At 54.1% G+C, this 20,080-nt stretch carries 20 protein-coding genes; 12 read left to right on the top strand and 8 right to left on the bottom strand.

Annotation, left to right across the window (positions count from 1 at the left end; genetic code table 11):
• The first annotated feature begins 13 nt into the window (after positions 1-13).
• Both IEW06_RS01160 and IEW06_RS01155 read left to right on the top strand, forming a co-directional pair.
• Complete coding sequence (locus IEW06_RS01160) at positions 14-499, top strand: SMI1/KNR4 family protein (RefSeq protein ID WP_187731145.1); 486 nt, start codon at positions 14-16, stop codon at positions 497-499.
• A 364-nt stretch (positions 500-863) separates the two neighbouring features.
• The gene (locus IEW06_RS01155; protein ID WP_187731146.1) at positions 864-1,736 is read left to right on the top strand and encodes a transglutaminase-like domain-containing protein; all 873 of its coding nucleotides are present in this window, start codon (positions 864-866) and stop codon (positions 1,734-1,736) included.
• Between the two features lie 73 nt (positions 1,737-1,809).
• Here IEW06_RS01155 and IEW06_RS01150 read toward each other — a convergent pair whose 3' ends face one another.
• Positions 1,810-2,421, bottom strand: coding sequence for a redoxin domain-containing protein (locus tag IEW06_RS01150; RefSeq protein ID WP_188547240.1), 612 nt, complete (start codon positions 2,419-2,421; stop codon positions 1,810-1,812).
• An 87-nt stretch (positions 2,422-2,508) separates the two neighbouring features.
• Entirely contained in the window at positions 2,509-3,168 is a 660-nt protein-coding gene (locus IEW06_RS01145; RefSeq protein WP_187731149.1) for a 4'-phosphopantetheinyl transferase family protein, read from the bottom strand.
• 274 nt (positions 3,169-3,442) lie between these two features.
• Here IEW06_RS01145 and IEW06_RS01140 point away from each other — a divergent pair, with 274 nt between their 5' ends.
• From IEW06_RS01140 to folB, 3 genes are all read left to right on the top strand, one after another.
• Positions 3,443-4,369, top strand: a complete 927-nt coding sequence (locus IEW06_RS01140) for a WD40 repeat domain-containing protein (RefSeq protein WP_187731150.1) — start codon at positions 3,443-3,445, stop codon at positions 4,367-4,369.
• Between the two features lie 172 nt (positions 4,370-4,541).
• Positions 4,542-5,552, top strand: coding sequence for a DivIVA domain-containing protein (locus tag IEW06_RS01135; RefSeq protein WP_188547238.1), 1,011 nt, complete (start codon positions 4,542-4,544; stop codon positions 5,550-5,552).
• Positions 5,553-5,670: 118 nt separating this feature from the next.
• Positions 5,671-6,057: a dihydroneopterin aldolase gene (gene folB, locus IEW06_RS01130; protein WP_188547236.1), complete on the top strand. Its 387-nt coding sequence runs from the start codon at positions 5,671-5,673 to the stop codon at positions 6,055-6,057.
• Between the two features lie 93 nt (positions 6,058-6,150).
• On the opposite strand, the gene IEW06_RS01125 is transcribed toward folB, so the two are convergent.
• Entirely contained in the window at positions 6,151-7,041 is an 891-nt protein-coding gene (locus IEW06_RS01125; RefSeq protein ID WP_187731152.1) for a YsnF/AvaK domain-containing protein, read from the bottom strand.
• A 60-nt stretch (positions 7,042-7,101) separates the two neighbouring features.
• Entirely contained in the window at positions 7,102-7,548 is a 447-nt protein-coding gene (locus tag IEW06_RS01120; RefSeq protein WP_187731153.1) for a YsnF/AvaK domain-containing protein, read from the bottom strand.
• Between the two features lie 503 nt (positions 7,549-8,051).
• Between IEW06_RS01120 and IEW06_RS01115 the strand changes: the two genes are divergently transcribed.
• The 4 genes from IEW06_RS01115 (at position 8,052) to IEW06_RS01100 (ending at position 14,197) form a co-directional block, all read left to right on the top strand.
• Entirely contained in the window at positions 8,052-8,474 is a 423-nt protein-coding gene (locus IEW06_RS01115) for a BlaI/MecI/CopY family transcriptional regulator (protein WP_187310073.1), read from the top strand.
• A 46-nt stretch (positions 8,475-8,520) separates the two neighbouring features.
• A complete protein-coding gene (locus IEW06_RS01110) occupies positions 8,521-11,067 on the top strand; it encodes a M56 family metallopeptidase (protein WP_188547234.1) in 2,547 nt (848 codons plus the stop codon).
• Between the two features lie 194 nt (positions 11,068-11,261).
• Positions 11,262-13,754, top strand: coding sequence for a DUF5916 domain-containing protein (locus tag IEW06_RS01105; RefSeq protein WP_187731155.1), 2,493 nt, complete (start codon positions 11,262-11,264; stop codon positions 13,752-13,754).
• A gap of 44 nt (positions 13,755-13,798) precedes the next feature.
• On the top strand, positions 13,799-14,197 hold the full coding sequence (locus IEW06_RS01100) for a VOC family protein (RefSeq protein ID WP_187731156.1): 399 nt from the start codon (positions 13,799-13,801) through the stop codon (positions 14,195-14,197).
• Here IEW06_RS01100 and meaB read toward each other — a convergent pair.
• Positions 14,194-15,192: a methylmalonyl Co-A mutase-associated GTPase MeaB gene (gene meaB, locus IEW06_RS01095; RefSeq protein WP_188547232.1), complete on the bottom strand. Its 999-nt coding sequence runs from the start codon at positions 15,190-15,192 to the stop codon at positions 14,194-14,196. The genes IEW06_RS01100 and meaB overlap by 4 nt on opposite strands.
• Before the next feature lie 15 nt (positions 15,193-15,207).
• A complete protein-coding gene (locus tag IEW06_RS01090) occupies positions 15,208-16,299 on the bottom strand; it encodes a WD40 repeat domain-containing protein (protein WP_188547230.1) in 1,092 nt (363 codons plus the stop codon).
• Positions 16,300-16,538: 239 nt separating this feature from the next.
• Between IEW06_RS01090 and IEW06_RS01085 the strand changes: the two genes are divergently transcribed.
• Complete coding sequence (locus tag IEW06_RS01085) at positions 16,539-16,979, top strand: DUF4174 domain-containing protein (protein WP_187731158.1); 441 nt, start codon at positions 16,539-16,541, stop codon at positions 16,977-16,979.
• Positions 16,980-16,985: 6 nt separating this feature from the next.
• On the opposite strand, the gene IEW06_RS01080 is transcribed toward IEW06_RS01085, so the two are convergent.
• Entirely contained in the window at positions 16,986-17,777 is a 792-nt protein-coding gene (locus IEW06_RS01080; protein WP_187731159.1) for an SDR family NAD(P)-dependent oxidoreductase, read from the bottom strand.
• Between the two features lie 168 nt (positions 17,778-17,945).
• Here IEW06_RS01080 and IEW06_RS01075 point away from each other — a divergent pair, with 168 nt between their 5' ends.
• Positions 17,946-18,428: an ankyrin repeat domain-containing protein gene (locus IEW06_RS01075; protein ID WP_187731160.1), complete on the top strand. Its 483-nt coding sequence runs from the start codon at positions 17,946-17,948 to the stop codon at positions 18,426-18,428.
• Between the two features lie 97 nt (positions 18,429-18,525).
• Positions 18,526-18,933, top strand: coding sequence for a DoxX family protein (locus IEW06_RS01070; RefSeq protein WP_188547228.1), 408 nt, complete (start codon positions 18,526-18,528; stop codon positions 18,931-18,933).
• A gap of 136 nt (positions 18,934-19,069) precedes the next feature.
• Here the strand turns inward: IEW06_RS01070 and IEW06_RS01065 are convergent, their stop codons facing one another.
• On the bottom strand, positions 19,070-19,879 hold the full coding sequence (locus IEW06_RS01065) for a class I SAM-dependent methyltransferase (RefSeq protein ID WP_188547226.1): 810 nt from the start codon (positions 19,877-19,879) through the stop codon (positions 19,070-19,072).
• Between the last annotated feature and the right edge of the window lie 201 nt (positions 19,880-20,080).

Below are 20,080 nucleotides of genomic sequence, written 5' to 3'. Positions count from 1 at the left end.
TAAAATCTATTCAGTGAAAGACCTTAATAAGATCAAAATCTTCTTATTAGAAGCAAAGGATATTTCCTTGGGATATAGCGAAATAAAATTTGTTGATTATGATGATTTGGACGCCGCACAAATTGGTTATAAAGTTGATTCGAAAGGAAATAATTTAACATCAATAAACGAAGGTGATTGGCAGGAGGAATGGCTAGTAATTGCTAATGACGATTTAGGTGATCCAATTATAGTTGATACTTCTTCGCCAGATTTAGCAGTCTTAACTGCAGCTCATGGAGAAGGTGATTGGGAGCCACAAGTAATAGCAGAGAGCCTGGATGATTTTAAAGAGATACTCAACATATTAAATAATAGTTCTTTAGAAAGAAATAGCGAACTCGATACTGATAAAAACTCAATTGATGAGACTCAGAAGCAAGATTTTTTATTAAAAATTGAACAGCGAAATCCTGATGCTGCAATTTGGTATTGGGAGGCATTTTTAAATAATTCATAAAATAACTTTAGTAACCCCCAACTGGCGCGAGATTGTAGCTCGTGACAAGCCTTTTTGTGGAGGTTGTACCTCCACTGCCGCACAGCGGCAAACTGTGACCGCGCCGTCTGGAAAAATCCGGGCGGCGTTGTTGTTCTGGCGGGGGAGGCGCAGCCTCCCGGCATGGCTGGTCACGAGTTACGCTGCACTAAACTCGCGCCAGTGAGGTGGCGAAAACCAGTTCGTTAAAGCACTTTATTTGAACATTCCTACCTATTCTACGTGTTGATTCTGGGCAACCGGCGGCGGCGAAACCGTGTCGGTTGCTTTTATTTGCTACTTCGTGCTTCTCGGGGCCGCTGCAAACACCCCGACCACCTGCTTCATGACTAATAAAGAAATCAAAGCGCTTATCTCGCTGCTCGACGACCCGGAAATTGCCCCCCAGATAGAGGAGCGGATTCAGGCATTGGGCGAAACCATCATTCCGTTTTTGGAAGAGTCGTGGGAGGAGAGCCTCGACCCGCGTCAGCAGCAGCGTCTGGAGGATCTGATTCACGATCTGCAATTTGATGGCTTGAAGCAGCGCCTGCGTGTGTGGCGCGATTCGGGCGGCGAAAACCTGCTGGAAGGCATGTGGCTGCTGAACTCCTACCAGTATCCCGATGCCGATTTGCAGGCCCTGAACCGCGCCATTGAGCAGTTGCGCTTCGAAGCCTGGACACTCATGCGACCCGAGATGCATCCTACTGATCAGGTGCAGGTGCTAAATCACGTTTTGTTTCGGGTGCATAAGCTGGGGGCCAATACGCAGAACTTCCATTCGCCCGCCAACTCCATGCTGCACCTGGTGTTGGAAACCAAGCGTGGCAACCCGCTTACGCTCTGCGTGATTTATCTGCTGGTGGCGCAGCGGCTGAACTTGCCTATTTACGGCGTGAATCTGCCCAATCTGTTTGTGCTCACGTATCAGTCGCAGAGCCAGATAGCGGAGCCGTTTTACATCAACTGCTACAATCGCGGCCTCATTCTGTCGCGCACCGACATCGAGCATTATGTGGCCCAACTCAACCTGTCGCCCAACGATATCTTCTATGCGCCCTGCTCGCATCTCGACATCGTGCGCCGGGCGTTGCGCAATCTGGTGATGAGCTTCGAGAAGCTGCAGGAGCCCGCCAAAGCCCTCGAAGTAGGCAAGCTCCTGGCCATCCTGACCGATGAAATTACTCCCCCCACGGATATTGAGCCGACAGAATAGTTCGGGTTAAATCAAGGCATAAAAAATCCCCCCAGCGCAAGTCTGGGGTGCTTTTTTGGAGTTATATGTAAGCCTACATTCTCTTGATCAGGCAGCCCGCCGCCCGCTTGTCGGCGACGCCTGCGGGCTTTCCAGCCAGAATATTGTCCAGCACCTGCGCTACGTAGCGCTCCTTGGCATAGGCTTCTACCTGAGCATTATCGTCGATGGCCCCTCTGTAGCGCACCACGAAGCCATTCTCAGCAGGCTGCAACACAAAGGCTTCCGGCGTTTTGGTAGCCCCCAGCAGGCCGCTCACCTTCTGCCCAGGGTCGGTCAGATAAGGATAATCGTCGGAGCCGGTGCTCTTCATTTTGAGCTTATCCGCGTCGGCAGCATCGGCCGTAGCTTCCAGGTTGATGGGCGCATTGATAAACAAAAACTGCACGCCCTTGCCACTATACGCGGCCGTCAGGGCATTCAGGCGGCTTTGATACAGCTTGGAAAAGGCGCAGTTAGGGTTCACGAATACGACCACAACAGCCTTGTTGCTGGCATAGCTGCTCAGCGTAACGGTCGCGTTGGTGGGACTCGTAAGACTAAAGTCGGTGACGGTGCGGCCATCCTGCGCTTTTGCCACACTGATAGCAACGGTACAGAAAAGCAGGGCGGCCGCTGCAATAATAGAGATTCGACGAAAAAGCATAGGTGGGAAGATTAGAAGGTGGGATGGGAGCGCCAAATCTTTATGAGGTAGATTGTTGCGTCTGCAACCAGACGAAGTGGGCGAAACTCAGCCGTGCATAGCATCTTCAACGCAATACGTTAGCACATAGTCGGATGCTAGGCGTTGATAAGAAATTCGGTGTTCGCTGCGGAAGTTTTCGAGCAGCAGGTGCCCCGTCAAAACACCTGCCTCCCGCAGCTCAAACGGGTTGAGCAACAATTGCTCTTTAAACACCACGCCCCGGCGACTATGCAGCTTATACAGCGTCTCTTTGGCACTCCAATAGAGACTATATTTTGCTACGTCATCACCGGCATTGACTCGTTCAGTTTCGGCTAGAAACCGGGTTGCCAAGTGTTGCGCTTTGGGTCTTATCAGTTCAACATCTGTGCCAACGCGCCCCTGAGTCGATACAATTCCCGCCACCCACTCCCCCGAATGTGACAATGAAACCGCAAAATCAGGCAATTGCTCTAAGTAAGGTCGACCGTTGCTGTCGTTAAGCAGCAGGGACTGAGCAGAGGTTAGCTCCCGCAGCAGCGTATGCGTAAGCGCCCGTCCTGCCAGCCACTGCGCCTGACGCGTCAAATCGCGCACTGCCGGCTGCTGCGCCGCGTAATGGGCAGAGTGGGGGAGAAGCTCGACCAACGCGGGGGGCATTTCTGTAAGGTGCCACAACCCGAGCAGAGCATGGTCAGAAAGAGGCGTGAGGGAGTGTAAAGGCATTATAGCAGATAGAAGGAATTGACACTTATACTTTTACTTCGAACCTCATGCAGAGCAAAGCGAAGCATCTCGCGTGCTGATGCGGGATTAGTAACCTAACGGCACGAGCGAGATGCTTCGCTATCGCTCTGCATGACCGCCCATTTATTAAGAACTTAGTTAAACGCAGGTCTAAAAGCAGGTATCGAATTGTTTCGCCAAAATCAACCGCTAGCCGTTCTGCTATAGGCTTAGAAAAACCGCTGTAATTTCGCCCTAAATTACGACCTCGCTCATGCCGTTGCTTTCACGTCCGCAGGTGCAGAAACTGGCCACACTCAGCGGCCACCGCGACTGCGTGTACGCCTTAGCCGGTTCTGCTGAGGAAAACCGCTTCTTTTCGGCCGGCGCCGATGGTATGGTCGCCGTGTGGAGCATCGATGACCTTGCGCGTGATGGTGAGCTGGTGGCCTGGGTTGAAAACTCAGTGTACGCCCTGCGCTACTTACCCGAGCGCGAGCTGCTGGTGCTAGGCCATAATTTTCAGGGCGTGCAGGCCATTGCGTTGGCAGAGCGAAAGCTGGTGCATAGCACCGCGCTGCCGCCAGCTGCCATCTTCGATTTTGCATACTCAGCGCCCCGTCAGCGCCTGTATGTGGCCCTTGGCAATGGAGTGCTGGCAGTATTGCGAGCCGCCGATTTTTCACTGGAAAAGCTGGTGCCGCTTAGCGACAAAAGCCTGCGTTGCTTAGCGCTGCACGAGGAGCGAGGCGAGTTGGCCGTAGGGGGCAGCGACACCGTCGTTCGTATCCTCGATATTGATTCGCTGGCCGTGAAGTACACGCTTTTAGGTCATAGCAACTCCGTGTTTACCGCTGCTTATTCGCCCGATGGTCGGCAGCTGCTTACGGCTGGCCGCGATGCTCATCTGCGTACTTGGGCTGTGGGGGGCAATTATGCGGAAGTAGGCAGCATTGTGGCTCATATGTTTACCATTAACCACCTACTGTTCAGCCCCGACGGACTGTTGCTGGCCACGTGTAGCATGGATAAGTCTATTAAGGTATGGGAGGCCGAAACGGGACGCTTGCTGCGCGTCGTAGATAAGGCTCGTCATGCCGGCCATGGCACTTCCGTCAACAAGTTATTTTGGTCGGGCAGGCAGAATCGGCTAGTTTCGTGTAGTGACGACCGCAGCCTTGCCGTGTGGGGGATTTCTTGAGACACTAGGAGTGAGGGCCGAGAGGTAAGAACAGAAAGCAGCAGTAGCTCCCGAATGGCTAATCTGTTTCTTTCAAATACTCGCCTTGCCGCTCGCTTCGTTTCTACCCTATCTCTCCATTCATTAAGGCCCCGGCTGCTCCCTTAGCTTCCAGCCCATCATCCATAGTTCCATGAAAATTACCGCTCTCGACATCCGGCAGAAAACCTTTGAAAAAGCCTTTCGGGGTGTAGACAAAGACGAAGTACAAGCCTTCTTAATGACGCTGTCGCAGCAGTGGGAGCGCATGGGCGATGAAAACCGGGAGCTGCGCCTGAAGCTGGAGCACGCCACCCACGATGTGCAGAAAATGCGCGAAGTGGAAACCAGCCTGTATCGTACCCTCAAAACGGCCGAGGACACGGGCAACAGCATCACGGAGCAGTCGCAGCGCGATGCCGACCTGCGGATTCGCGAAGCTCAGCTCAAAGCGGATCAGCTTTTAAGCGAAGCCAAGCAGGAAGCGCGTCGGTTGGTAGAAGAAGCCACCCGCGAAGCTGAGAAAAGCGTGGCCGCTATGCGCACCGAAGTCAATAGTTTGGGTCAGGAGTGTCATCGGCTGGAAACCCAGATGGAAAACCTCGTGCGCGATTTGCAGCACTTAGCCTCCGACGCGCTGGAAAAAGTAGCGAAAGCAAAAGCCCGACCTAAAACAGATGCGGCCGCCATCCTTTCGCGGGCCGGTAGCGTACAGGTAAGCAGACCCGAACCTTCACCCCAAAACGACTCTGCCATGCGTGTATCTTCTGCTTCTACTTCATCGGCTGCCGCGGTAGCTGGAGCATCCAGCGCCGCCCTGGGGGGCAATTTAGCGGCCGAGCCTCGCGCTATTGGCCCTCAGCCCGGCAACTACAACCCCAAGCCCGGTCAGCAGCCTGATCCGGGTGCGCCAGCCCAAACGCCCGGCCCCGAAATTCGCCCCGGCTCACCTGATGAGAACCCTGGCAAAGCTGATCCATCCCGCATCTATCAGCCAGAGCCTTCCCGCGTACCCGACCCCGGCGCCCCGGATATCGAGCGCCCAGCCCCCGATATTCAGCCTGTTGGCCCTGGTCATCCTGAAATTATGCCGCCCTCGCCAGCCACGCACCCCGGTATGGCCACGGCTGCTTCAACCGAAAAATCGTTTTTCGACGAGATATAACCCGGCTTCGGCTGTGAAAAGCGAAAGGCCCGCAATAGCTTGCGGGCCTTTCGCTTTTCTGGCTCTACACCTTACAAGTCAAACCAAGGCGCTACGCCACCATTAACCACATACCGTCATGGGACAAATCGCGCTGGAGGGCATGGAGTTTTTCGCTTTTCACGGCTATTATGATGAAGAGCAGAAAATCGGGAATAAGTACGGCGTTGACCTGTACATCCAAACCGACCTGCACGCGGCCGGCGCTTCCGATAAGCTACAGGAAACCGTGAACTACGAAGTGCTTTACCGCTTAGTAGCCGAGGAAATGCTGGCTCCGGCGCGGCTGCTGGAGCATGTAGGCCATCGGGTGATGGACCGGATTCTAACCCAGTTTCCGCACGTGTATACCGTGAAAGTGTGCGTGTCGAAGTTCAATCCGCCGCTGGGGGGCATTTGTCGTCGGGCGCGAATCACGCTCAAGCGCAAACGAGCCCAAAATGCCCCCCAGAACTCAGATAACTAGGATATACTTGACCAGGAGCTTGCTCCGACATAAAAAAGGCGACCAGTTATGGTCGCCTTTTTTGTTAACAGGAAATTATGAGCTGCTTAGTGCTTATACGTTTCTGTTTGGGTTATTCGGGTTATTTAGGTCATTGGCCGTGTTGGTTGTGGGATTGTTTATCTGCTCAATATCCACTTCCGTTTTGCGTACCGTGTCGCGAATGGTTTCTTCCCGCTCAGTCACTTCTTTGCCAAGGCTGATTTCTTCCACCACGCGGGCCTCTTTGCCTACAACGGCGCGCTCAGCACTCTCCGTAATTTCGATTTCGCCTTCTTTGAAAGCATTGAAATCAGCCTCCGTAGCCGGACGGTTTACGGCATGGCGCTCCACGTTTACGTGCTCTTCCCGCAGTCGCAGGTGCTCTTCTACTGGGCGCTCTACAATGCGGCTGCGTACGCGCACGCCGCCTGTCTGCTCTACACGCTTACCAACCTGCAACTGCTCTTCCATTACTTTCACCGAACCAGTCTGGTCAGTTTGGCCGGTGGTTGCTTGGGTACCAGTACCAGCATACGCGTTGCCAGTAGTGCCGGCACCGTATTGCGAAGCCACATCATCAACATCTACTGCGCCAAGATCATCGAGCAGGTCGCGGGCACGCTCGGCTTCCGAGGCCGACTGGGCGTGTACCGTTACCAACGATTTGCCGCTACGTACTACGTTCGAGTAGTTACGGGTTGTATTATCATCGTCGCCACCAAACAGGTTGCTGAAGAAATTACCGATTTTGTCGCCTGCATTATCTGCAACGGCTTCGGCGCGCGTGCCGGTGGTGTTTGTACTGGTATTAGCACCAGTAGTATAGTTGCTGCCCGAAGCACCCGTTTGATTAAAGGGTGCTACGTCAACGTAGTCCCGCTGAAAGCCATTCTGCTCAAGTTGCTGTACGGCACGCTGGGCCTCAGCGGCAGTGTTGAAAACTCCTATTACGGTATGTGCCATGTTGTTAAGGTATTTGGGTTGTGGGTGAAAGGATGATAAAAAATAGGGTAATGGTAAATCTTAAGTAGTTGGTTCAGAGGAGGAAGAGGGGTTAGGTGCTACGCGTTGTAAATGAATTTCCTCTTTGCGTAGCGTTACCTGTTGGGGTGTGCGCGTTTCCGTCTGATGCTTCGTGATGCGCACTTCTTCTACCAGCAGCAGCCGTTTTTCCACGACTAATACCTCCCTCAGAATAGGCATGATCATCGTGTCGCCCTCGTAGCGAACTGCCGGCGGAGTGGCTACATATTGGTTGATGGCCACGCGCTCCACGTTTACCTCTTCCTGAATAATAGGCACGTCTACGACCTGCTGTTCTTCATGCACCGTCTTTGATACCCGAATCCGGCCGGTCTCCACCACATCCTTTCCGATCTGCACTTGCTCTTCCACCACCGGTATTGTTACCTGTGGGTCAGGCATCTGGTAAGGCTGCTGGTTCTCGAAACGATTGTTGGAAGGCTCCATAGGTGGACACGCTTATATCATTGGTTACCTAGTGATACTCAGGTGTTAAATCATACGGGGTGCCTTCAGCTAAGTTGAAAATTGATCATAATTATATTCACGCTTTCTTCATAAAGCTCGACAGTTATGGCAGACACTTTTGCGTATATAAAAACATTTGAATACTAGCTTTCTTGTAAATGTAATTATCTTGAAAGCAATTAGTTATAATTGTTATGGTGACGGCTTTATCAGCATGAGTTGGAGTTTATGTCTCCTAGTTAAATCTAAGTTGGTAGCGTATTGCCCTGTGCGCAGCTAGCTCTGTTTACCAAGCGTCTTATGTAGAAAGCAAAGGCAGAGCCTGCCTCTGAACTTGTCATATAAATGACCAATATCTGAGAAGGATAAAGGCACGTCTATCTACTTTACGAAAATATTCGTAGATAAAGCTTGTTAGTACGATGAGTTTCGTATATGTTTGTCATACGAATCTCTTCGTACCACCATAACGTCCGAAATCAATGAGCAAGCCACCCCTCCCTAAGCCTACCGAATCGGAGCTGGAGATTTTGCAGGTGCTCTGGCAGCACGGCCCCACCACTGTTCGCTTTGTAAACGACGAGCTAAATAAAAAGCGCGATGTAGGGTACACCACCACGCTCAAGCTGCTTCAGCTCATGCTTGATAAGGGCCTCGTGCTCCGCGACGATGACAGCCGCACCCACGTCTATCGGGCAGCCTTGCGTGAGGAGGAAACCCAGGGCCTGCTCATCGACCGGCTTTTGGATGCGGCTTTTGGTGGCTCGGCGCTCAAGCTTGTGGTGCAGGCCCTGGGCCACCAGCGCACCTCTCAGGCAGAGCTGGACCAGATTCGGGATCTGCTAAACGAAATGGAAGAGCAAAAAAACACAACCGAGAAAGGAGGGACCAATGAACTGGCTTGAGCATCTTCTATCCCCAGCCGTTGTCCGGGCCCTAGGCTGGACTATCGTGCATTCGTTGTGGCAGGGAGCCGTAGTGGCGCTGGCATTGGCCGGTCTGCTGCTGTTGTTGCGTCAGCACACGGCGCGTATTCGCTACCGGGTGGCGGGTGTGGCGCTGGTCGCGATGCTGAGCTTGTCGGCCGTTACATTTGGCCGCTATTATCTGGCTGATAGCTTTGACAGAGAGGCAGTTATTCCCACTGCGTTGGCAAGTACAACTGCAACTACATCCACTGTTGTTCCTGCGAGTCTGGGGGGCAATTTGCCCTTGGTATATGCCTTTGATAAACACGCAGCACCTGCCACAACGGTACAGGCTGCTGCACCAGCCGCCGCCGATGTGTCGTGGCTGCCATATTTCGATCAACATCTGCCCCTTATTGTGACCGCGTGGCTGCTGGGCTTACTGGCTATGACGCTACGCTTTCTGGGCGGACTGGCGTATCTGGACCGCTTGCGGCACTACCGCGTGCGGCCGCTGCCGGCCGTATGGCAGCGCCGCCTGACGGAACTGGGTGAGCGGGCCGGCCTGCGGCGGTCAGTAACGCTGCTGGAGTCGGCGCTGGTGAAAGCGCCCTTGGTGGCAGGCCATCTAAGCCCGGTTATTCTGCTGCCGCTGGGCACCATTTCGGGGCTGAGCCAGGCACATCTGGAGGCCATTCTGGCGCATGAGCTGGCACATATTATCCGGCGCGACTACCTGATGAACCTCGTGCAGTCCATAACCGAAATTCTGTTTTTCTATCATCCCGGCGTTTGGTTTGTGAATGCCTGCCTGCGCACCGAGCGCGAAAACTGCTGCGACGATATGGCTACGGCCATGTGCGGCAGCCCGCTTACTCTGGCACAAGCGCTTACCGGCTTAGCCGAGCTTGGTCACGACCGTTTCTCAGCCCCCCGACTGGCGGTGGCTGCCGTCGGACCGGATGGCTCGCTGCTGAGTCGTGTGCGGCGGCTGGTGCAGCGCCGTTCGGCCCCTACATTTTCCGAAGGCTTTATGGCTGCCGTTGTGGTGCTGGGGGGCATTGTGCTGCTGGGCGTGAGCACGGCCTTCTCCATGGCTGATCCGCATTTCAAGATCAGCCGCAATGAGACAATGGCTGCGGGCAATACCTGGCGTGCTGAGCTGATGCCCGGTCTGCTGGTGGCCCCACCTGTTGCCAAAATTGCTCCCCAGGGTCCTTTATTGGAGGCAGTGGATGTGAACGACGAGGATAAGGACAAAGACAAAAAGAAGCGCCGTCGGAAGGACGATAACAACCGGGTAGTAATTATTCAGGATGGCGCGCGAAGCCGCCGCGACGCGGCAACGGTAGTACTGGAGCGCGACAAAAAAGGCCGCGTGACGGAAATGTATGTTGATGGAAACCGCATTGATGCCCAAGAGCTGAACGCGACGCGAAAGAAGAGCAAAGACGAAGGCACCCAAGTTATTCGCCTGAACTCAGGTCGGACTCTACGTGTGTTAGGGCGCAACGAATCCGAGTTTGACTTCGACGCCAATAATCTGAGAGTAATAGACCTGAATAAGGATGAGCTACGCCGCTCTATCCAGCTGTTGCGCCTGAACAATGAGTCAATGGCGTTGCTTAAGCGCAACCTGGATGGTAACGTCCAGATAATTCAAGGCGAGAACGCACGCCGACAAGCACTACGGTCGGCGGAGCAAGCATTGCGCCTTGCCGAGCAACGTGCTGACAGCGATGAGGAAAAAGCCAGAATCAGAGCGCAGTTTGATAATATCAGGGAAGAGCGCGAACGGTTGCAAGAAGCGGCTGAGGAGGAGCGTGACCGGCTACAGGAAGACCGTGACAATCAGCAAGTCATTCGAGAAAGAAGCCAGGTTGAGCGCGAAGAGCAGCGGGTAGAGCGGGAACGTGAGCGGGCGGCGCGCGATAAAGAACGGGCCGAACGGGCAGCACGAACCCGCAAGGCGGAAGACGCCATCATTGCCGAGCTGCTCAAAGACGGGCTTATTAAGGACAAGCAGAACTTTAAGTTTGAGCTTACCGGTAGCGAGTTGAAAGTGAATGGCCAGAAGCAGCCGGAAACCGTCTTTACGAAATACCGCAAGCTGTACGAAGAAGGCACTGCCCGCACGATAGGCGCCACCGGTAAAGTGCTGCTGAGCTACAACGGTGGCAACGTGAACCGCATTTACTCCAGCAACGACGGCTCCAGCACTTACATTATGGCTCCGCCTGCGCCACCTGCGGCTCCGGCCGCGCCCGCTGCGCCCGGAATACCTGCTGCGCCCGCCGCGCCTGGCGCAGCGGGCATACCAGCCCCGCCTGCCCCACCTCGTGCGCCCCGCGCCCCACGCCTTCCCGCGCCTCCCCGCGTCCCAGCTATCAATTCCGTGGATTTGGGCAACCAATTGCGGAAGGATGGACTGATTGGGAAGAACGACAAGTCGTATCAGTTTCAAATCAATGCCACCAGCATGACCGTGAACGGCAAGCGTCAGTCGGATGAGCTGGCGGCTAAGTACCGGCAGCTGCTGGGCGAAGGCAAGAACAGTAAGTTCAATATGAACATCTCCATTCAGGAGTAGCCTTTTTTTCTTCTTTTCTGGATAAAAGCCGGCTTTCTAACACAGAAAGCCGGCTTTGGTATTAAAAATGCCCCCCGCGGCAACTCTCGCCAGGCTTCGTGCATCTATTGGCTTACCGGCGGGAAATTCCGGTTTCACATTTACAGTATATGCGCCGAATTTTACTTTGTTGGTGTTTAGTATTGATCACCTCCATGGCTGTCGGGCAAAATTTGCCCCCCACAGCGCCGGCTCCTAATGCCAATGCAGCGCCCAAGCGTCAACTCCAGGCAGTCCGCCTCACCCAACCGATTAAGCTCGATGGCCTGCTCGATGAAGCCCAGTGGCAGGAGGCACCCATCGCCACCGATTTTATTCAGAATAGGCCAAACCCCGGCCCGCGCGAGAAGCAGCCGACGGAAGTGCGCGTGATGTACGATGATGCGGCCCTGTACGTGGGAGCCGTGATGCACGAGACCTCCGCCGACTCCATCATGCGTGAGCTGACGGCCCGCGACGACCTCGGCAACACCGACTTCATCGCCATCTTTCTCGATACCTACAACGATAAGCTCAACGGCTACAGCTTCTTTATCACGCCCGGCGGCGTGCAGCTTGATGCGCGCTACTCGCCGGCCAGTGGCGAAGATTTTGCCTGGAATGCCGTGTGGGACGCGCGCACGGCCCTGCGCGGTACCGATTGGGTCGTGGAAATGCGCATTCCGTATTCCGCCATTCGCTTTAGCGCCGTGCCGGAGCAGCTCTGGGGGCTCAACTTCATGCGCCGACGTAAGCGCGACAATCAGGACTTTTTCTGGAATGAGGTAAAGCCTGAAGCCGATGGCTTTGTGAATCAGTGGGGCCAGCTGCAAGGCATCCGCGACATCAAGCCGCCGCTGCGCCTGTCGCTCACGCCCTACGTATCCACGTATCTCAACCACTATCCTTACCAGGAGCAGGGCGTGCGTAACACGAGCTTCTCTTTTAATGGCGGCGCCGATATTAAGTACGGCATCAACGAGAGCTTCACGCTCGACGCCACGCTGGTACCCGACTTTGGCCAAACGCAAAGCGACAACGTGGTGCTCAACCTCACGCCATTTGAGGTGCAGTACAACGAGAACCGCCAGTTTTTCACCGAAGGAACCGAGCTTTTTAATAAAGGCAACCTCTTTTATTCTCGTCGGGTAGGGGCGCAGCCGGTGGGTTTTTACGCCGTCAATGGCCAGCTTAGGGAAGGCGAGCAACTGGTGAAAAATCCTGGTGAAACTCGTCTGCTGAATGCCGCCAAAGTATCGGGCCGGACAAGTAAAGGCTTAGGTATTGGCCTGTTCAATGCCTTAAGCAACGACGTATATGCCACCGTGCGCGACAGCACCGGACAGGAGCGCGACGTACTGACACAGCCTTTTTCGAATTATAATATCGTAGTGCTGGATCAGAGCCTGAAGAACAACTCCTACGTGAGTCTCGTCAATACCAACGTCACGCGCTGGGGCCAAACCTACGACGCCAACGTGACTGGGGGGCTTTTTCGCTTTGCTGACAAGAAGAATGCCTATGCCATTGATGGGCAGGTGGTGTACTCGCGCCGCCGCGGCAAGTCTTTCGCCTCCGACGCCGACGTAAACAACCAGGATGGCTTCAAATACCTGGTAGGGGTTGGCAAGATCAGTGGCAACTTCACCTGGAAAGTAAGCCATGGCATTGAATCCGATACCTACGACTCGAACGATTTAGGGCTGCTGCTCAGCAATAACAGCATCGAACAGGCTATCGACTTTAACTACAATAAGTACAAGCCGTTCTGGAAGGTGAACAATATGTACACCTATTGGGGCATCAGCAACGAGGTGTTGTATAGCCCCAGGCGCTACCGGAGCGTGGAGCTGTACGGTGGCGGCAACACTACGTTCACCAAGAACTTTATGACGGTGGGGGGCAATTTTGACGCCTCGCCGCGCCGCCACGACTACTTCGAGCCGCGCGTGTCGCCGCTGGGCCGCTTGTACGTGCGGGTGCCCGCCAACGTAGGCGGCAGCATGTTTGTGTCGTCCGATTACCGCAAGAAGCTGGCCTATGATATCAGCTTATCAGGCCGCTACTATGCTCAGGACCGGGGCCGGCCCAACCGTACGGGCCTCGGCATCGGCATCAGTCCGCGCTATCGGGTGAGTAATCAGCTGACTTTTCGCTACGACTTGAGCTGGAGCCGGCAGGATAACCAGATTGGCTACGCCGGCGGCATGAGCAGCCAGGAACCTCTGGACGAGCTTTATCTGGACGAGTCAGTATTGGGCCGGCGCCGAGTAGTTACCGTAACCAACACTGTTTCGGGGTCTTACACGTTCAATAACCGAATGTCGTTTACCATTCGCACGCGCCACTACACCAGCAACGTGCACTACTACGACTACCTGCGTCTGCTGGAAAAAGGTCAGGAAGAAGCCATCGACTACCGCCGCAACCGCGACACAAGCTTCAACGCCTTCAACGTGGATGCCGTGTATTCGTGGTGGTTTGCGCCCGGCTCCCAAATCAGCGTAGTATGGAAAAATGCGGGCTCCAGCTTCTTAACGGCCGACAAAGCCACCCCGCTTTACTTCGATAATCTGACCAACACTGTAAATACGCCCCACAGCAATTCATTGTCAATCAAAGTGTTGTATTATCTCGATTATCTGATGCTGAAGCGTAAGGGTATTTAGGTAAACGACGCACATTCTTTCTTTTTGTTCCCCAGCTACCACCCATGCCACAGCACATCGGCGCTCTCACACTACTCGTGCGCGATTATGACGAAGCCATCGCGTTTTACACCAGTAAGCTGGGCTTTGAGCTGGTAGAAGATACCGACCTTGGGCAGGGCAAACGCTGGGTGCTGGTAGCGCCGCCGCAGTCAACTTCCACTAGGTTGCTTTTGGCTCAGGCTGCCTCGGAGAAGCAAGTGCAACAAATCGGCAATCAGGCCGGTGGGCGCGTATTTCTTTTTCTGCACACCGATGATTTTCAGCGCGATTACACCTTGTATCGAGAGCGGGGCGTGCGGTTTCTGGAAGAGCCCCGGCACGAGAGCTACGGCAGCGTAGCCGTGTTTGAGGACTGCTACGGCAACCAGTGGGACTTGCTGGAGCAGCGCATTGCTTCCTAGTTAATCCGGGCTTCGCTCTGCAATCCTAATAGCTCGGCCGCTGCTCCGAAGGGGGATTTTTTGCCCCCCATCACTTGCTCGCGTACCTCAGCCAGCTGCTTTTGTACGCGTGGGTTGGCGTAGAACCGCTCTTCCAGCTCCTGCCGGATGGCCTCGTGCAGCCAGTGCAGATTCTGCTCTTGCCGGCGCCGCTGAAAGTAGCCGCTGGCCAGCATTTGCGTTTGATACTGTTCTATTATCTCCCAGACTTCGGCCACGCCCGCACCCGTCAGCGCCGAACTGGTCGTAACGACGGGTGCCCAGCTAGAGGCGGCTTTGGGAAAAAGGTGAAGCGCATTCTGGTACTCGCGGCGGGCACGACGAGCCGCTAATTCATTGCCCGCATCGGCCTTGGTGATGGTCACGGCGTCGGCCATTTCCATAATGCCTTTCTTGATGCCCTGTAGCTCGTCGCCGGCGCCGGCCAGCATCAGCAGCAGAAAAAAGTCGACCATGCCGTGCACGGCGGTTTCGCTTTGGCCTACGCCCACGGTTTCCACAAAAATGACGTCGTGGCCGGCCGCTTCGCACAGGAGCATAGCCGCGCGGGTGCTGCGCGTAACGCCCCCCAGGGAGCTGCCCGCCGGCGAAGGCCGAATGTAGGCGGCTGAATGGGCAGCTAACTCACTCATGCGGGTTTTATCGCCGAGTATGCTGCCGCCGCTGCGTTGGCTAGTCGGGTCGACGGCCAGTACAGCCAGCTTTTTGCCCAGCTTGTTTACCAAATACAGCCCAAGGGCTTCAATAAATGTGCTTTTGCCCACGCCCGGCACGCCCGTAATGCCTATCCGAATGGAGCGGCCCGCCTGAGGCATAACCGCGTCGAGAACCTGCTGGGCAAGTTGTTGGTCGGTGGCCAAAGTGCTTTCCGCCAGCGTAATGGCGCGACTCAGCACCACGCGGCTGCCGGCCTGAATGCCGGCTACATACTCGTCTGCGGTGAAGCGTTTGGCCATATATGCGAGTTGCCCTTACTTGACGATGAAATTAGGCAAGCCAAACTTACTACGTTTGCCCCCCAGACTGATACCATCGTCTTTGTAGCCACAGGCCAGGCCCGCAGCATTGGGATTTTCAATAACTCCCAAAAAGGGGTTGTCTTCGCGGGCCACGTATATTTTGCCATCCGGCCCCCGCTGGAGCGCCCCGATTTTACGGTTTTTGGAGTCACCTATTTTAGTGGCTTTGCTGGTCTTCAAATCGAACTGCCAGATTTGGGCCGCCCCGCCGCCGGTGCCGTTATTGGTGCCGTAGAGCTTGCTGCCATCAGGCGAGAACTCTACACCATAGGCTTCTTCATAGGGGCCAAACTGGCGCGGCTTGCTCACCAAGCCCGTTGTGCGGTCGAAGTCGAAGACCTCGAACTTGTTGCTTTCGCGCCAGATTGCGGCTGCCAGCTTGTTGCCATCTGGCGAGAACTTCATGCAGCCGATGGCGTTGCGGCCCGGACCGGCGTGCATAGTGCCCACGTTGCTCAGAATAGGCTTCGTTTGGACGCCATCGGCCGTTACGAGGTAAGCCACAAAGGCATTGGAGTTCCAGCGGTGGCCCACCACCCACACGTCGCGGCCGTTTTGGTGGCGCACTGCCGCCAGCTTTTCGGCCACCGGCGAAATGAGCAGCATATTGGCGCGCGGCACGTCGCCGAGCCCATTGTCGCGGGTCATGTCCACTACGGAGTAGCGCATGCCGCCGGGCCTACCCTGAAAGTCGGTGGTGAACACATAGAACACGTTGCCGCTGCCGGGATCGGGCACAATCAGCACGCCTTGCGTGCTTTCCTGCCCGCCCATCAGCTTACGACCGTTGGGCATAGGCTGGTGCTGCCGGTTGAAAATAGTGCCTCCATTCGTGTAAAACAGCAACTGTCCGCTTTTGGTAGTAGCTACGGCGCAGTTCTCGTAGCTCACCATTTTGCTGTCGAGAAGGGGAGTGGGCTTGCCTTGTGCAAAGCTTAGACCCGCCATATTGCCGAAGTACCAGGTAGATTGCTCGGCCTGAGCCCATGCTGACGAGCTGGTAAACAGACTAATAAGTAGGAGCAGAAGAGGAAGTCGTTTCATAGAATTGCAAAGCGCCGGAGCAGATGTGGTAAGGGGCGCTACTGGAAAGAAAACGGAATTTCGTGCCAAGGTAATATAGCTAGTGCCGGCAGAGGCCCGTGAAAACCGGCGGTGAAAAGTAACAGATAGGCAGTTTACGGAGTTTGAATAAGATCTGGGGGGCTTTTTTGAACTCAGCAAAACGCAAAAAAGCCCCCAGATCTTATACTTACACTGTCCTTCCTTATTCCGACCTGTATATGCTGCGCTCTTTTGCTCTGGTATTGTTGGTCAGTGGCTTTGCTTTGGCAACGCTGGCTCAGACGCCGCTTACTAAACCGTCCTTGCCTGAGCGGATCAAAGCTCAGCGGTGGCAAAAACGCGTTGTTGTTCTCTGTGCGCCCACGGCCGAATCAGCGGAGCTTAAGCAGCAAAAAGCAAGCATGGCTGCCGCCCAAACGCAGGTAAATGCACGCGATATGCTCATCTTGGAAGCTATTGAGACCAGCTTAAGCCCCAGTGAAAAGCAGTATGTGCGTCAGACGCTGGGTATAAAGCCAGGCGGTTTTGCTCTGGTGCTCATTGGTAAGGATGGTGGCGTGAAGCGCAAAGAAACCGAGCCCATCGACCCCAAAGCCTTATTCGAGACAATCGACGCCATGCCCATGCGTCGCCAGGAAATGCGTGAGAAAGACAGATAGGCTTGTTTAGCCGATACTCCGTATCACGCCGCCATCTACCCGTACGGAGGCCCCATTAGTGGCTGAAGCCAGCGGACTAGCTAGATACACGACCATATTGGCTACTTCCTTGGGCGTGGCAAAGCGCTGAAGCAACGATGACGGCCGGGCATTCTGGAAGAAATCGTGCTCGGCTTCTTCCTTCGATTTGCCTTCCGCGGATAGCTTTTGCAGAAAATCCTCTACGCCTTCGGAAGCTGTGGGGCCAGGCAGCACGGAATTTACAGTCACGTTGGTGCCTTTTGTCAGTTCGGCCAAACCACGAGCCACGCCAAGTTGGGCCGTTTTGGTGGTGCCGTAATGAATCATTTCCTGTGGGATCTGTAGGCCCGACTCACTGGAAATAAACAGGATGCGTCCCCAGTTCTGGGCAAGCATGAGCGGAAAATACTGACGCGAAAGCCGCACGCCGCTCATCACATTTATTTCAAAAAAGCGCATCCAGTCTTCATCCGTAATATCGGCAAACTCCTGGGGGGCAAAAATGCCAACGTTGTTCACCAGAATATCCACCGCGGGCACTTCGCGCAGCAAGTCCTGTATTTCGTCGGCGCGTCCAAAGTCTACGGCCACGCCGCGTACCTGGGCTGTGGGCGTTTGGGCCAGAATAGCTGCCGTAGCCGCCTGAATCCGGGCTTCGGTACGACCCGTAATAATGACGTGGGCACCTTCGGCGGCCAGCTGCTGGGCAATGGCCAGGCCGATGCCAGCGGTAGAGCCTGTTACTAAAGCTATCTTATTTGTGAGGTGCAGATCCATTCTATTTCAAACGATAAAGTGAGAGTCGTTAAACCAGTGAGCCTTTATTTTGTATGTTAAGCTTTACGGTTAGCGGCTGAGTTAGTCGCCTGCTACAGCGCCAGCCTACTTAGCGCTGCATCCGTATTGATTTCGTGCCTTTTTATTTACAACACACTTACCGCTCATATGTCGTTCTCATCCGCCCGCCCCGAAGATTTACTGTTTGATGCCGCCCGTCGGGGTGATGTTTCTTATTTGAAAGAATTGATTGCCACCAACATCGACGTTAATACGGTGAATGGCAAAGGCTTTACCCCACTGATTGTAGCTGCCTACGATGACCAGCTGGAAGCTGTTAAACTTCTGCTGGATGCCGGCGCCGATGTAGATGTGCAGGATGCCGGCGGCAACAATGCCCTTATGGGCGTCTGCTTCAAAGGCCACGCCGAGGTTGCCAGCCTGCTGATAGCGCACGGTGCCGATCTGAACCTACAGAATGGCAACGGCGGCACGGCCCTTATGTTTGCCACCTTGTTCGGACGCAATAAGCTGGTAAAACTCATGCTCGACGCTGGCGCCGATACTACTATTCGCGATATCCGGGGTCTTACCGCGCTGGACTTGGCGGTGCAGCAAGGCAATGAGGAAGCTTTGCAATTGCTTCAATAACTGTTCAGCCACCTTACTGCCCATTTGCCGTATAACCCGAAATTGCTTCTGAAACGCTCGTTCTGAAGCCAATAACGAGGATATACATATTCTGCTGATGGACAGTTTAGCCAGATTTGCCCCCCACATCTATGCTTTGCTTCGCATTGTGGTAGGTTTGCTTTTCGCAATGCATGGTAGCCAGAAACTACTAGGTTTTCCCGGTGATAAGCCGCCCGTGGAAATTGCTTCGCTCATGGGCCTAGCCGGAATAATAGAGCTGGTCGGCGGCCTCCTGATTGCCTTCGGCTTCCTGACACGTGTTGCGGCATTTGTAGCCAGCGGCACCATGGCGGTAGCTTACTTTATGGCTCACGCGCCGCAGGGGGCAATTCCGCTGTTGAATCAGGGAGAGCTGGCGGTTGTGTACTGCTTTGTGTTTCTGTACATCGCCGCCCAAGGCTCCGGACCCTGGAGCGTAGATAATTTGATCCGAAAGGATCGGCGCGATGTGTTGCCGCGTTAGTTGATAAGCTTCGGCTTTGTATAAAAGAATCTTTCAAACAACAGGCAGTCATAAAAGAAGCGCTGGCATATCTAACACCCATTAGATATGCCAGCGCTTCTTTTATGACTGCCTGTTCTAATTAATGATAAGCAGATTAAGCCGGCTTTGTCAACAAGTAGTACGCATAACGCCGGCCCATCCTCACTTCCTGCTCAATCTCGAGGGTAACGAGCTGGGGCTCGAAGCCACATTTTATTGCGTTTTCCCAAAACTCCTCAATCCGGTAGGTTACCATGTGAGGCATATTTTGGGCGTAGCCCCAACGATGCGGCTTGCTAATGGGAGTATGGTCAGCATAGCGAATCTCAATAAACGCTTGCCCACCCGGCTTTAACATTTTATAAGCAATATCCAGCACACGGGAGCCATAGGCCTTGGTAGGGAAAACACAAAAGACGTAGACGCAGAGAAACAGATCAATAGGCTCCGTGATGACGTTAAGAACCGTCTCGGGAGTACCAACTTTAAACGGCACCGGAACAAAATTGTGGTAGCCTTCCTGTATTAATTGCTTTTGGCATTCCATAACACTGGCCGTTGTAACATCAGCGCCATAATAGCGACTCGAGCCGGGGGCGAAGTGCACTGCATTGGCCCCCCCGCCGCAACCCCAGTCGACAATAGTAGCCGGCTGATTATCCACAGTTGCTACGCCAGCCAAGCGACGATACGTGTCGTAATTATGACGACCCATCTTGAGCCACCGCTCATCGTCATTAACAAAAATGCCTGTACCCCGCCAGTGAGCCTTGCCAGGAATAAAATCACGATGAAAGGAATCCCAGTAATGCTGAGAGTCAGTTACTAACTTATCTTCTGAATCATACAGATGTAAGTTCTCCCGCACTGCGTGCTCACTGGATCGGTAAATCCGCGCTAACATATTTCGTAACTGACCTTTCATTACACTATTTGTATAGGGTGAGACATAAAACTTTGAATACAAGGTATGATTTAAGAAACCTTGCCCCAATAAAAATTATATTATGTATAATTATAATTCAATTATATAAAAAAGATGCATAAATTAAACTCGACAGTTGGATTCTACAGATGAGCTAAAAGCTGTTTTTCATTTAAGTCTTGCTGGGTTCAGGCTGTAAGC

Origin of the sequence: Hymenobacter qilianensis (assembly GCF_014638675.1) — a bacterium.
Classification (GTDB): domain Bacteria; phylum Bacteroidota; class Bacteroidia; order Cytophagales; family Hymenobacteraceae; genus Hymenobacter; species Hymenobacter qilianensis.
The sequence above is the reverse complement of the archived record's forward strand: the minus strand, read 5'-3'. Positions and strand labels throughout refer to the sequence as shown.

Excerpts from the sequence above, each read along its gene's own strand:
- IEW06_RS01090 (WP_188547230.1), bottom strand. The coding sequence starts at position 16,299 with ATGAAACGACTTCCTCTTCTGCTCCTACTTATTAGTCTGTTTACCAGC.
- IEW06_RS01105 (WP_187731155.1), top strand. The coding sequence starts at position 11,262 with ATGGCTGTCGGGCAAAATTTGCCCCCCACAGCGCCGGCTCCTAATGCC.
- folB (WP_188547236.1), top strand. The coding sequence starts at position 5,671 with ATGGGACAAATCGCGCTGGAGGGCATGGAGTTTTTCGCTTTTCACGGC.
- IEW06_RS01085 (WP_187731158.1), top strand. The coding sequence starts at position 16,539 with ATGCTGCGCTCTTTTGCTCTGGTATTGTTGGTCAGTGGCTTTGCTTTG.
- IEW06_RS01150 (WP_188547240.1), bottom strand. The coding sequence starts at position 2,421 with ATGCTTTTTCGTCGAATCTCTATTATTGCAGCGGCCGCCCTGCTTTTC.
- IEW06_RS01080 (WP_187731159.1), bottom strand. The coding sequence starts at position 17,777 with ATGGATCTGCACCTCACAAATAAGATAGCTTTAGTAACAGGCTCTACC.
- IEW06_RS01100 (WP_187731156.1), top strand. The coding sequence starts at position 13,799 with ATGCCACAGCACATCGGCGCTCTCACACTACTCGTGCGCGATTATGAC.
- IEW06_RS01115 (WP_187310073.1), top strand. The coding sequence starts at position 8,052 with ATGAGCAAGCCACCCCTCCCTAAGCCTACCGAATCGGAGCTGGAGATT.
- IEW06_RS01145 (WP_187731149.1), bottom strand. The coding sequence starts at position 3,168 with ATGCCTTTACACTCCCTCACGCCTCTTTCTGACCATGCTCTGCTCGGG.
- IEW06_RS01125 (WP_187731152.1), bottom strand. The coding sequence starts at position 7,041 with ATGGCACATACCGTAATAGGAGTTTTCAACACTGCCGCTGAGGCCCAG.
- IEW06_RS01135 (WP_188547238.1), top strand. The coding sequence starts at position 4,542 with ATGAAAATTACCGCTCTCGACATCCGGCAGAAAACCTTTGAAAAAGCC.
- meaB (WP_188547232.1), bottom strand. The coding sequence starts at position 15,192 with ATGGCCAAACGCTTCACCGCAGACGAGTATGTAGCCGGCATTCAGGCC.
- IEW06_RS01075 (WP_187731160.1), top strand. The coding sequence starts at position 17,946 with ATGTCGTTCTCATCCGCCCGCCCCGAAGATTTACTGTTTGATGCCGCC.
- IEW06_RS01065 (WP_188547226.1), bottom strand. The coding sequence starts at position 19,879 with ATGAAAGGTCAGTTACGAAATATGTTAGCGCGGATTTACCGATCCAGT.
- IEW06_RS01070 (WP_188547228.1), top strand. The coding sequence starts at position 18,526 with ATGGACAGTTTAGCCAGATTTGCCCCCCACATCTATGCTTTGCTTCGC.
- IEW06_RS01155 (WP_187731146.1), top strand. The coding sequence starts at position 864 with ATGACTAATAAAGAAATCAAAGCGCTTATCTCGCTGCTCGACGACCCG.
- IEW06_RS01120 (WP_187731153.1), bottom strand. The coding sequence starts at position 7,548 with ATGGAGCCTTCCAACAATCGTTTCGAGAACCAGCAGCCTTACCAGATG.
- IEW06_RS01140 (WP_187731150.1), top strand. The coding sequence starts at position 3,443 with ATGCCGTTGCTTTCACGTCCGCAGGTGCAGAAACTGGCCACACTCAGC.